A 12,417-nucleotide genomic window follows, 5' to 3' on the forward strand; every position below is an offset into this window, starting at 1 on the left:
CCCCGCGGGACCCTTACTGCGGTGTGGCAGAAGAAAACTCCGTCTCAGCGCCGGCACGCAGGCGGTGACCGCGCCAGTCCCGCGGGGACAGTCCGTATGCGGCGCGGAAGGCGCGGCTGAAACTCGACATGTCGGAGAATCCGTGCCGGCGCTGAGACGGAGTTTTCTTCTGCCACACCGCAGTAAGGGTCCCGCGGGGCACAGCTGCACCACGCCAGCTGCGACGTCGGTCTGCGCGGCAACCGCCTCGCCCCTCCGGGCGGCGTGAGTTGGAGCGCTCTGCGCGGCGCACCACTGCTGCCCCGGGTTCGGCGCCATCACCCTTCGGCAAGGTCCGCCCCGGCCGTCTGCAGCGGAGGCACAACGTCGTGCAGCCCCGGCACACACTGAGACGGTTTCGCGCGCAAACATAAGCCATCAGAGCCTCCGCGTTGCAGGGCCGCGACGACGTGACCGGGTGGGCGGGGAGCGCGATCGGTGAAGGTACGAGGGACACAGCTGGGCCTGGGGAGGAACCACGGGGACCACGGTGAGACGCAACTCGAACGCGGGATACATCACCACCCACGACTTGCCGGCGAGACCAACAAACCGGCCGCACTCAAACACGTTGCAGCGCAACCAAAGTGACCGGACACATGCTATGGAATTCACTCTAGACCGAATCGAGCGGAGTTCCCCGCCCACCGCCCCGCCGCGGCCGGGCAATCGCAGTCGACATCCGGCTGCGCTGACCTCCGCGCATCCGACGTCACGGCCACTATTCACCACACCGGTAACGCATCAACTCCCGACGCGGCGTGAGGACAGCGTTGGGATCGCGCGCGATGCGGGCGGCATTAATTCGACCGGTGCTCGCCGCGTGGGCGGAGGCCGAAGCCTGCGCACCATCGCCGTGCTGATGTTCAACGGGGCGTCGATGTTCGAGACATCGGTGCCGATGAGCGTGTTCGGCATGAATCCTGCCGGGGCTCCCGCATTCACCGTGCTACCGGTTGCCGGCGAAACCGGTCGGATGCGCACCAGCGACGGTGTTGGATTCGATCCACCGCATGGGCTAGAGGCCCTGGACCGCGCCGGGATTGTGGTCTTACCCGGCTGGCGCAGTCCTCATGACGCCCCACCCCCAGGGTCACTGGAAGCAGTCCGCACAGCACACGCCGACGGCGCCTTGATCGTGAGCCTGTGTATGGGCGCGTTCGTCCTCGCAGCCACCGGTCTGCTCGACGGCCGGCGGGCCGCCGCACACTGGTTCCATGCACCCACGCTGGCAGCGCGGTATCCATCGGTGCGCGTTGACCCCTCGGTCCTCTTCATCGACGACGGCGACATTGTCACCAGCGCCGGGACGGCAGCTGGTCTGGATGCCTGCCTTCATGTCGTGCGACGCCACTGGGGCGCCGCCGCGGCCACGGCGATAGCCCGTCATCTCGTCCTGTCGCCCGCACGATGCGGCAGCCAAGCACAGTTTGTCGATCGCCCGGTCCCCCTCCGGTCCGAAGACGTCGAATTGGGAAGGGTGATGGAATACGCCATCGCTCATCTGCAGCATGTGGACATTGACGCGCTCGCCGCACGAGCCGGCCTGAGTCGGCGGACCTTCGATCGCCGCTTCCGGGTCCAAACAGGGGTCTCGCCGCTGCAATGGCTACTGCACCAACGGATCCTGCGCGCCCAGAATCTTTTGGAGCGCACCGAGCTGACCGTCGACGCCATTGCGCGACAGGTAGGTCTGGCCACCGCGGTGTCGCTCCGTCCCGCATTCCGGCGCATCGTCGGCGTCAGCCCCCAGGCGTACCGGCAAGCTTTCCGGACCGTCGACACACATGCCGGTACTGACCGACAATGCGGGCTGACCAACTAGGTGGCGTCTCGCTGCGACTGCGAGCAGGCACCGCGGACCGCGTCCCTTCCGGCGGCTGACGAGCGTCCCGGCGGGCAAAATGAGTCAGAAGGCGATCGATTCCAGCCAGCTGGCGATCTGACCTCGGGCCAGCTTTTACGATCACTACGGAGAGCCCCGAACCGGCTCCGGGTAAACCCTTTTCGGAGCAGCACCGTCGCGGATCGCGAGGCGCTGGTGCGCCGACAGGAAGGATTGGTTCCGTGCCCTACTCGAGCGAACACGACGGTTTCAAGCTCTACTACGAGCGCTCCGGGCAAGGTGTCCCGGTCGTCCTGATTCACGGCAACCCCGGCGACCACCGGGAGTACTCCAGGGTCATGCCGCAACTGGTGGAGCACGCCGATGTCACCGTGATCGACTTGCGCGGTTACGGCAAGTCGGACAAACACCTGAGCGATCCAACGGCCTACGCACTCAGTCGCCAGGTGGGCAGCGTCATTGCCCTGCTCGAAGAATTGGGTATCAGCAATGCCGTGCTGGGCGGATACGACATCGGCAGCTTCACCGCCCAGACGGTCGCATCGACCCGGCCCGATCTGGTGCGATCGCTGGTAGTCGCACCGCCCACCCTGGGCGTCGGGCGGCGGATTCTCGAAGAGGACGCGGTGAACGCGTTCGTGCACGCCATCTTCTACAAGTCGGAACTCGTCGAAGAAATCATCGACGGCAAGCCCGGCGCCGTCCGCGCTGCACTCAAGGAAAACCTGGTGAACTGGTCGGCGCCCGGATCGACCGTTGTCGACGACCTCCTTGACCACCTAACCGAGAACCACTGCGCACCAGGGGCATTCCTGGCCGGCGTCCTGTGGTTCCGCAACCCTGAGGGCAATCCGATCACCTTCTACGCAAACGAGACGACGCCGGCACGGGAAGACAGGTTCGCCAAGCCCATCACCATCTTGTGGCCGGACCAGGACCCCCTGTTCCCACAGGCATGGAGCGACACCCTGGATGACTTCTACGAAGACTTCACCCTCGAGTACCTTGACAACTGCGGCCATTTCAGCCCACTGGAGTCACCTGACATGTGGTCCAAGCACCTCCTGGAACACATCAGCCGGTGACCATCGGCCACACCGGAGTTCCGGTTTCGCACCTCGCATCACTCACGAAAGGGCCATTGTCATGAGATCGTCGGGTGCACCCGCCGAGCCGCACTGAACATGATCGACAACGCCCAACCCGGCGACCGCCCAAACCCAAAACAGACTGTCGCACAAGCGGACTCGCGCTGGTTCCCCGGATTCGACGCCGGTACCTTCGATATCGACGGAACGGCTATCTACGCCCGGTGGGGCGGCAACCCTGGCGGACCCGCACTACTGCTCGTGCACGGCTACCCCGAGACCCACTTGATGTGGCGCCACATCGCCGGCCGGCTGCGGGACCGCTACTTCCTGGTCATACCCGACCTCCGCGGCTACGGGGCCTCCGCCAAACCGGTCGGGTTACCCGATCACAGCAATTACAGCAAGCGGACCATGGCCAACGACCTCGTCGCGGTCGTGGATCAGCTCGGACGAGACTCGTTCTACCTCTGTGGGCACGACCGCGGGGCGCGCGTTGCGGCCCGCCTGGCGCTGGATCACCCACACCGAGTCAGGAAGCTGTCTCTGATCGACATAGCCCCCACCCTCGACATGTACAGGGCCACCAACCAAGAGTTCGCGACCGCCTACTTTCACTGGTTCCTGCTCATTCAGGCCGCCCCACTGCCCGAACTTCTCATCGGAGGCAACCCGGCCGCTTACCTGGCCATCGTGCTACGACAACTATCAGGCGGGAACGACGACTACCTTGAACGCGAGGTGATTGCCGAGTACGAACGCGCTTTCTGCACTCCCGAGACGCTGCACAGCACCGCCGAGGACTACCGGGCCAGCGCCGGCATCGACCTCGAACACGATCAACACAGTCGCGATCGCGGACATCGGATCGCCTGCGACACACAGGTTCTGACCGCCGAGAACGGAGCAGTGCATCGCCTGTTCGACGCTCACGCCCTCTGGCAAGCCCAATGTGCTGCAACTGTCACCGCGACGACGCTGCCATCGGGGCACTTCATCCCCGAAACGCTGCCCGACGAGACCGCCGCCGCGCTATCGAGCTTCTTTCCCACCTGACGCGGTTCTGCCGCTCCGAATCGGTTGAATCAAAGAAAAGCGAGGGTCGTAGTGAGTGCGGTCGCCTTCATCGGTCTCGGAATCATGGGCAGTCCCATGGCGGTCAACCTCGTCCGCGCGGGTCATCAGGTGACCGGATACAACCGATCGCGTCACCGAGTTTCCGACCTCGTCGCCGCCGGCGGTGTTGCCGCCGACTCCATCGCCGACGCGGTCCAGCACGCCGACATCGTCGCCCTCATGCTGCCCGACTCCCCCGACGCCGAAGCCGTGCTAACCGCCGACGGTGGAGTTTTCGAGACGGCCCAACCGGGTGCGCTGATCATCGACTTCTCCAGCATCCGGCCCGAGGTCACACGCACGCTGTCCAGCCGGGCGCGCCAGCGCGGTCTCCGGATGATCGACGCCCCCGTTTCGGGCGGCCAGGTTGGCGCCATCAACGCCGAACTCTCGGTCATGGTGGGCGGCAGCCCTGAGGACTTCGCGGCGGCGCAACCAGTGCTGCAAGCGGTCAGCGCCCACGCCGCACTCGTCGGACCCTGCGGCTCAGGGCAGACGTTGAAGGCCGCCAACCAGCTCATCGTCGCGGGCAACATACAACTCCTTGCCGAGGCGCTCGTCTTCCTCGAAGCGCATGGTGTGGACACTCACGCGGCGATCAGTGTCCTCAGCGCGGGCCTCGCCGGATCAGCGGTACTTGATCAGAAAGCCCACAACATGCTGAGCAGGTCTTTCACGCCCGGCTTCCGCATCGACCTGCACCACAAAGACCTCGGCATCTTCGCCGAAGCAGCCCGCAAGGTCGGCGCCATCAGCCCTGTCGGTTCCCTCGTCGCGCAACTCATGGCCGCCGCCCGGGCCAACGGCGACGGAAGCCTCGACCACTCCGCACTCCTGCGGGGAGTTGAACGGCTCTGCGGTCGCGAAGTAAGGGATAGCGCCTGAGTTCGCAATCCACGGGCATCTCGGCAGTCGCCGCTGACTCGCCCGACCCGGGCAGCCCCGCCCATATTGTCTACTGTAAGAATTACAGTACGATCTTACGCGAGGCCTGCCCCGTTTCTGCTGGAGATGCTGGAGTGCTACGTGACGACCGACGTTCGCAGCAGTGACGAGACCGTCAGCCTGCGCGATCCCTACCCGTTCTTCGCCCGCAAGCGTCTCGAGTCCGGGGTGTTCCGCGGGACGGTGATGGACTATTCCAAGACGCCCGAGTCGCTGATGCCCAAGCGGGAGTACTCCGCGGTGTCCTTCGATGCGGTGAACACGGTGTTCCGCGACGGCCGGACTTTCAGCTCCGCGCCATACGACAAGACGATCGGGCTCTTCATGGGGCCGACCATCCTGGCGATGGAAGGCAAGAAGCATCGCGACCATCGCAACCTCGTCTCCGCCGCTTTCAAATCCAAGGCGCTGGCCCGCTGGGAGAACACCATCGTCCGGCCCATCTGCAACGCGCTGATCGACGAGTTCATCCACACCGGCAAAGCCGACTTGGTCCGGAACTTCACCTTCGAATTTCCCACTCGCGTCATCGCCCGATTGCTCGGGTTGCCCGCCGACGATCTGCCGACCTTCCGCAAGCGCGCCGTGCAATTGATCAGCTACCACGTCGACTACGAACGCGCCTTCGAGGCGTCGGCGGCGCTCAAGGACTACTTCGTCGAGCAGATCGAACGGCGCAAGTCCGAACCCACCGAGGACATCATCGGCGACCTGGTGACGGCGGAGATCGACGGCGAAAGGCTAAGCGACGAAAGCATTTACTCCTTCCTGCGGCTGCTGTTGCCGGCCGGGTTGGAGACCACGTACCGCTCGTCGGGCAACCTGCTCTACCTGCTGCTCGCCCATCCGGACCAGTTCGCCGCGGTGCGGGACCACCCCGGGCTGCTGCCGCAGGCGATCGAGGAGGGGTTGCGTTACGAGACACCGCTCACCACCGTGCAGCGCTTCACCACCGAAGACACCGAGCTGGAGGGGGTCGAGATCCCGGCGCGGTCTGTGATCGGCGTGTGCATCGGGTCCGCGAACCGCGACGAGCGGCGCTGGGAGCGTGCGGAGGAATTCGACATCTTCCGCAAGCCCCTGCCGCACATCTCGTTCGCCGCCGGTGAGCACACCTGTCTGGGCCTGCACCTCGCGCGGTTGGAAACCCGCGTCGCGGTCGAGTGCCTGCTGGATCGAGTGACCAACGTCAGCCTGCTGACCGAGGACGACCCCCACATCCACGGCCAGCCGTTCCGTTCGCCGACTTCGCTTCCCGTGACGTTCGACGCAAAGTAGGGTCTGAGAAAATGGTCAAAGTTATGTCGGGCTTCCGGGTCCTGGAACTCGCGCAATTCACGTTCGTCCCGGCGGCGGGGGCGATCCTCGCGGACTGGGGCGCGGACGTCATCAAGGTCGAACACCCGCTGCGCGGCGACACCCAACGCGGCTTCATCAACATGGGTGGCATCCAACTCGATCCGGAGCGGCATCCGCTGATGGAACATCCCAACCGGGGCAAGCGCAGTGTCGGGATCGACGTCTCGACGCCGGGCGGCCAGGAGGTGATCTACGAGCTGGCCAAGACCGCTGACGTGTTCCTCACCAACTACATGCCGGCGCAGCGGCAGAAGCACAAGTTCGACGTGGAGCACATTCGCGCGGTGAACCCGAACATCATATACGCGCGAGGTTCGGCGTACGGCGACAAGGGCGCCGAGCGTGACGTGGGTGGTTACGACGGGACGGCGTTCTGGACGCGCAGCGGCATCGGGTACGCACTAACCCCCGAGGAGCTGGGCGGCGCACTGGGGCAGGGTATTCCAGCGTTCGGTGACTCCATCGGCGGCATGTTCATCGCCGGTGGCATCTCCGCGGCGCTGCTGCATCGCGAGCGCACCGGCGAAGCCGTCGAGCTCGACGTGTCATTGCTGAGCACCGCCTGGTGGGCGGCGGGAGCGAGCGTGACGCAGGGCATGGAGACCGGACAGGTGATGCGCACCCCGATGCCGGGCGCCGCGGGCGCGATGTCGGTGAACCCCTTCATGGGCAACTACGCAACCTCCGACGGCGGCACCATCAACCTGTGCATCATCAGTCCGACCGGCTTGATCCGAGACACATTCGAGCATCTCGGCATCCCCGAGGCGGCCGACGATCCCCGCTTCTCCGATGTGCTGCCGCTGATTCAGAATGCCGGCGCGGCGGCCGAGCTGATCGCAAAGGCCTTCGCCGGCAAGCCCTTCGACTATTGGCGGCAACACCTGAAGACGATGAAGGGCCAGTGGGCGCCGTTCCAGAGCCTGCTCGACCTGGTCGAAGACGAGCAGGCCCTGGCCAACGACATGGTCAGCGAGGTCGAGCTCGCCAGCGGCGGAAAGCCTTTCCGCGTCGTGCGCGGTCCGGTGCAGTTCAACCACGAGCCGCTGGTGACCACGCGCGCGCCACAGGCGTCCGAGCACACCGAGCTGGTGTTGATGGAGCTCGGCATGGATTGGGACCGCATCGAGGAACTGAAGGACTCGGGTGCTATCGCATGAAGAACGCCGGCGACCGCCGCGGTGACGACCTGAAACTTCGCCGAACGTGCACTCAGGGCGAAGAATTGGCCGATTTCTCGCCCTGAGTGCACGTTCGGCGCGCTATCAACCGACCTTCTTGGCCGGCGGCCCGTACGCCGGCTTACCCAGACCCAGCATGTACTGCGCGATCATGTTGCGGAACACCTCCAGCGTGCCGCCGTAGATGCCGACCAGCGGGGCGAATCGGTAGGCGTATTCGGCGCTGCCGTCGTCGGCGGCCCCTTGCGTCCCGAAGGGCAGCGCCGAGGACGCGCCGAGGAGGTCCATGAGTTCCGGGGAGATGTCGCGCATGGTTTGCGCGATGGCGACCCGGCCGAAGATGCTCGGGGTGGCTAGCGCCGTCTCCAGTCGGGCGACGCACCGGCCCAGGCGGTACGCGACCGACTTGTCGTCGACGAGCCGGCGCCCGTCGTCGTCGGGCCGCGTGACGCTCGCCGCCGCCTTGTCCACCGCCTGAGACAGAAATCCGGCCTGGTGCATCATGATTGACGTGTCCTGCAGCCCGTCGGGGGCGGCGGCGACTGCGCCGTGCTCGACGTTGAGCGGTTCTCGCAGCACCGTCCAGCCGCCGTTCACCTCACCCAGCCGGTACTTGTCGTCCACGCGGACATCGCTGTAGTAAACGATGTTGGTCCGGTCGCCGTCCACGGTGCGGATGCCCTGGATGTCGATGCCCGGCGACTTCAGCGGCACCAGGAACATGGTCAGGCTCTTGTGCTTCGGCGCCTCCGGGGCGGTGTTGGTGATCAGGAAGACGTACTGGCAGTTATGGGCCCCGGTCGTGAACATCTTGGAGCCGTTGATGATCCACCCGTCGCCGTCGCGGACCGCGCGGGTCTTGCAGGTCGCGATGTCGGAGCCGCCCTCGGGCTCGGTGTAGCCGAGGCACAGCCTCACCTCGCCGCTGAAGACCTTCGGTAACACCTCGTCGCGCAGCTGCGCCGACCCGAACTTGTCCACCGAACGAGCCACCATCGCGGTGGTCCCCCAGGTCACCCAGGGAACGTGTGCGCGCCGCTTCTCCAACTCCCAGATGCGGCGCCGCACCCGGCTGAAACCGCCGTCGGATTCCGGTTTCCACTCCGCCGCCAAATAGCCTGCGGCGCCGAACTTCAGGTGCAGGCCCTCGTCGAAATTGTCGCCCGTTTCCCGGTCCCGGCGCCTGATCTCTTCGGTCATGTGCGTGCCCAGAAAGTTCCGCGCTTCGTCGCGGAACGCCTCGTCCTCGTCGGACAGTTCGACGCGCGAGAAATCCACAGTGCCGCTCCTTCCTATGCCGGCTGCGCCGCGCCCTCGCGGGCGGCCACGATCTGCGCCACCCGTTGTGCCGTCGCGCCCGGATCGCCGCCGGCCAGCGGCCAGCCCCGGGCCCGCACCAGATACGCCGTCGCCGCGGCTTCGGCGGAAACGCCCAGCCCGCCTTGAATGTGGACCGCCATCGTCGCCGCCCTGGCGGCCTCCTCTGCCATGAATACGAATGCGGAAGGCGCCAATTCGGGCCGTTCGTCGGGTTCGTTGTCCAGGAACCAGGCGGCGCGTCGGGCCAGATTCCGGCCGCCTTGCACGGTGATGGCCATGTTCGCGAGCGGGTGCGAAATCCCCTGCAGCGTGGAGATGGGCACCCCCAACGTGTACCGGGTCTTGGCGAATTCGGCCGCGATGGTCATGGTCTCCTCCACCAGCCCGACGAGCGCCGCCGCGGTCAGCAGCCGCCACTCGTCCAGGGCCAGCCGGTAAGCGGCTAGTGCCTCGGGCCCCTCGGCGACGACCTCACGGGCGTCCGCCGCAGCTGGGTCCACCCAGGCCATCGGCAGCCGGCCGATGTTGTCTACCTTCGCCGGACGGGTGCCAAAGGTCAGGCGCACGACTTGGTCGCCGTCGCGGACGACGATGTGATCGGCGATCGACCCCGAGGGGATCAACCGCGGACCGCGCCCATCGTCGATCCGCGGGTCCAGGGCGGCCAGCTGTTCGCCCTCGGCTATCCCGGCGGCGCCCTCCCCCAGCGCGCCGAGGCGCCCCAGCAGCCGCGCGGTGCAGACGTGGTCGATCCACGGAACCGGCGCGAGGGACCGGCCGATCTCCTCGGCCACCAGGGTGAGATCGACCAGGGTGGCGCCGTCACCGCCACACGACTCCGACAGCGCCATCGTGGTGGCGCCCATCCCGCACAACCTCTCCCAGAGACTCTTGTCGAAACCGGATTGCTCTGCGGCACGCACCGTTTCGATCGGACAGTGGGTCTTGAAGAACTGCTTGTACGCCGCCTGCAGGGCGACGTGATCGTCGGACAAGCTGTAATCCAGCCTGCGTAGTTCGAAGCGGTCCATCGTTACTCGTCCTTCCCGAAGAAGAAGTCTCGCGCGTTGTTGTAAAGGTAGTTGTCCAGTACCTCGGCGGGAAGATCCAGCGCGCGGGCTTCGGGGATAACCCGGCGCATGGGCAACACCGGCCAGTCGGACGCGTAGATCACCTTGTTGGGGCCACGAGTGCGCATGTAGTGCAGCAGGCTCTCCGGCAGCCGTTTGGGCGACCACGCCGACGTCATCAGGCGCAGGTTGGCGTACTTGAGCAGCAATCGGATGGCGACGTCCCACCACGGGTCGGCACCGTGAATCATGCACAGCCGCAGCTCGGGAAAGCGCACGCACACCCGGTCCAGGTGCATCGGGTGCTGGACCTCGCCGGGTATGGGCGGTCCCGGAATTCCGGTGTTCACACACAGCGGAAGGTCCAGTTCCGCGCACTTTGCGTAGAGCGGGTAGTACACGGCGTCGCTGGGCGGGTACTGGCCGTCACCCCAAAAGCTTGGCCCCACTACGGCATACGCGACGGGGAGGTCCGCCGCGACCGCGGTCAGCTCGCGCAGCGACCGCACGGGGCGCAGCAGGTTGACACCGCCCATGGCCAGCGCGAAGCGCTCGGGCCTGGCCTCGACGAACTTGCGCGCGGTCGTGGACGGGTTGGCGAGCGAGTCCATCAGGATCGCCTGCTGTACGCCCTGTTCGTCCATCTCGGCGAGCAGCTCGGAGAGGTCGACCGGGGCGAACATCGACTCGGGACCCTTGAAGTAGTCGTCCCTGACCTTGAGCATCCAAGTCGGCTGAGATTCGGCTTCCCCGAAGTGGACGTTCACCAGGCAATCAATCGCTTTGGTGTTCATGACTTCCTTCGGGATCGGATGGGACGAGCGCGATCACCGGATCTCGTTGACTGGCTCGCTCTTTGGCCCATCGATAGTTGGGCTTGCCGTTGCCGAGGCGTTCGATCCGTTCGACGAAGATGAAGGCCTTGGGCGCCTTGAAGTGCGCCAGCTGCGTCGTGCACGCGCCGTGCAGGGCGTCCCGGCTCAGGTGGGCATCGGGGTGGGTCGCGACGAGCGCGACGACCTCCTCCCCCCACCGCTCGCTTGGCCGGCCCACCACCAGGGCGTCGAGGATGCCGGGAAGCGCGCGCAGCACCTCCTCGACCTCTTCGACGAAAACCTTTTCACCCCCGGTGTTCACGACCAGCGAATCGCGACCGAACAGGCGGATGGTGCCGTCGGCTTCCAAAGATGCGCGGTCGCCCGGTACCACCACCCGCCGGCCATCGATCTCCGGGAAGGTCCGCTGCGTGGCTTCGGGGTCGCCGAAGTAACCGAGCGGGATGCGGCCGGTCCTGGCGGCCCAGCCGACCTCCTGCTCACCCGGCCGCAGGAACCGGCTGCGGTCGGCCGACACGACGGTAGCGCCCTCCCTGGGCTGGAACGTCTCGCTGGCGTTCCCTTCGCGGCTGTGACCGAACGCCATGTTCCCGCTCTCCGAAGACCCGTAGCCCTCGATGATCGTGATGTGTGGCAGGCATTCCATCAGCGCGCGTTTGTGTTTCGCGTTGGTGGCGGCCCCTCCGGTGCCGATCGCCTGCAACGAGGACAGGTCGTAGGCACGCGTGCGCAGCTCCTCGATCAGCGGCCCGGCGTACGCATCGCCCACCATGGTCATCATGCCCACCTTCTCCCGCTCGGCGGTTTCCCACACCGACCGCACGTCGAGCTTGTTGCGGTCGTCGTAGAGCACCACCGGCAAGCCCGCACAGAGCGCGGCGAAGGCGGTCCACATGCCGGCCGCGTGCATCAGCGGAGAAACGGCGAACCACGGCTGCCCGCCCCCGGCGACCTTGTCGTAAATCTCGGTGACGCTGGCATGGTCGGCGCCCACCATCGACGACACGTACATGTCGCTCTGGCGCCACAGCACACCCTTCGGGCGTCCGGTCGTTCCGCCGGTGCACATCATGATGAGGTCATCCGGGGATCCCGCATCTTCGCGGTCGGGACTGGCGGCGGCCAGGACGTCGTCGAGTGAGATCGCCTTCGGCAGTTGGGGAACGGCGCTGCCATCGTCGATGGATATCAGCAACTCCGTGCCGATCGGGGGCAGCACGTCGGCGAACCGCGCGCCGAGCGAGCGATGGTAGATGATGCCCCGTGGGCGCACGTAGTCGAGCAGCTCGCGAATCTCCCGGGGCGAGTAGTGGTGATTCACGTTGACCGGGACGGTGCGCGCCTTGAGGCATCCGATCACCATGTCGGGGTAAAGGTCGTTGTACATGATGAGCGCGATCCGGTCCTGACCGCATTCCCAGCGCTGCAGCTCATCACGCGGGGCGTATACACCGAACCCTTTGTCCTCGAGGTAGTTCGCCAATCGATTGGTGCGGCGCGCCGATTCGGCGAACGTGCTCTTGCGTTCTCCGCATACGGTCATCAGGCGGTCGGGCACGACGTCGGCGATGGCGTCCAGAACGGCGCCCACGGTCCATTCGCTCATAGCGGGAAGCG

10 protein-coding genes are annotated in these 12,417 nt (G+C 66.0%); 6 read left to right on the forward strand and 4 right to left on the reverse strand.

The genetic code is table 11. From position 1 onward, the window contains the following. The first annotated feature begins 895 nt into the window (after window positions 1-895). From A5701_RS19965 to A5701_RS19990, 6 genes are all read left to right on the forward strand, one after another. The gene (locus tag A5701_RS19965; protein WP_197498942.1) at window positions 896-1,864 is read left to right on the forward strand and encodes a GlxA family transcriptional regulator; all 969 of its coding nucleotides are present in this window, start codon (window positions 896-898) and stop codon (window positions 1,862-1,864) included. 242 nt (window positions 1,865-2,106) lie between these two features. Beyond that, a complete protein-coding gene (locus A5701_RS19970) occupies window positions 2,107-2,970 on the forward strand; it encodes an alpha/beta fold hydrolase (RefSeq protein WP_082950241.1) in 864 nt (287 codons plus the stop codon). Between the two features lie 99 nt (window positions 2,971-3,069). Then, a complete protein-coding gene (locus A5701_RS19975) occupies window positions 3,070-4,029 on the forward strand; it encodes an alpha/beta fold hydrolase (RefSeq protein WP_082950240.1) in 960 nt (319 codons plus the stop codon). A 51-nt stretch (window positions 4,030-4,080) separates the two neighbouring features. Further along, window positions 4,081-4,974, forward strand: a complete 894-nt coding sequence (locus tag A5701_RS19980) for a 2-hydroxy-3-oxopropionate reductase (RefSeq protein ID WP_067757739.1) — start codon at window positions 4,081-4,083, stop codon at window positions 4,972-4,974. A 141-nt stretch (window positions 4,975-5,115) separates the two neighbouring features. After that, window positions 5,116-6,312 (forward strand): cytochrome P450, encoded by a 1,197-nt coding sequence (locus A5701_RS19985; RefSeq protein ID WP_231982294.1) that lies wholly within the window; start codon window positions 5,116-5,118, stop codon window positions 6,310-6,312. Window positions 6,313-6,335: 23 nt separating this feature from the next. After that, window positions 6,336-7,553, forward strand: a complete 1,218-nt coding sequence (locus A5701_RS19990; RefSeq protein ID WP_067757745.1) for a CaiB/BaiF CoA-transferase family protein — start codon at window positions 6,336-6,338, stop codon at window positions 7,551-7,553. A gap of 105 nt (window positions 7,554-7,658) precedes the next feature. On the opposite strand, the gene A5701_RS19995 is transcribed toward A5701_RS19990, so the two are convergent. From A5701_RS19995 to A5701_RS20010, 4 genes are read right to left on the reverse strand one after another with little or no spacing between them, the layout of a single operon-like run. After that, window positions 7,659-8,852: an acyl-CoA dehydrogenase family protein gene (locus A5701_RS19995; RefSeq protein ID WP_067757748.1), complete on the reverse strand. Its 1,194-nt coding sequence runs from the start codon at window positions 8,850-8,852 to the stop codon at window positions 7,659-7,661. A gap of 14 nt (window positions 8,853-8,866) precedes the next feature. Next, window positions 8,867-9,925 (reverse strand): acyl-CoA dehydrogenase family protein, encoded by a 1,059-nt coding sequence (locus tag A5701_RS20000; RefSeq protein ID WP_067757751.1) that lies wholly within the window; start codon window positions 9,923-9,925, stop codon window positions 8,867-8,869. A gap of 2 nt (window positions 9,926-9,927) precedes the next feature. After that, a complete protein-coding gene (locus A5701_RS20005; protein WP_067757754.1) occupies window positions 9,928-10,758 on the reverse strand; it encodes an amidohydrolase family protein in 831 nt (276 codons plus the stop codon). Continuing rightward, window positions 10,739-12,406, reverse strand: a complete 1,668-nt coding sequence (locus tag A5701_RS20010) for an acyl-CoA synthetase (protein WP_067757757.1) — start codon at window positions 12,404-12,406, stop codon at window positions 10,739-10,741. The genes A5701_RS20005 and A5701_RS20010 overlap by 20 nt, the downstream gene beginning before the upstream one ends. Between the last annotated feature and the right edge of the window lie 11 nt (window positions 12,407-12,417).

The sequence above is a fragment of the Mycobacterium sp. E3305 genome, from assembly GCF_001666785.1.
In the GTDB taxonomy this organism is placed as follows: Bacteria; Actinomycetota; Actinomycetes; order Mycobacteriales; family Mycobacteriaceae; genus Mycobacterium.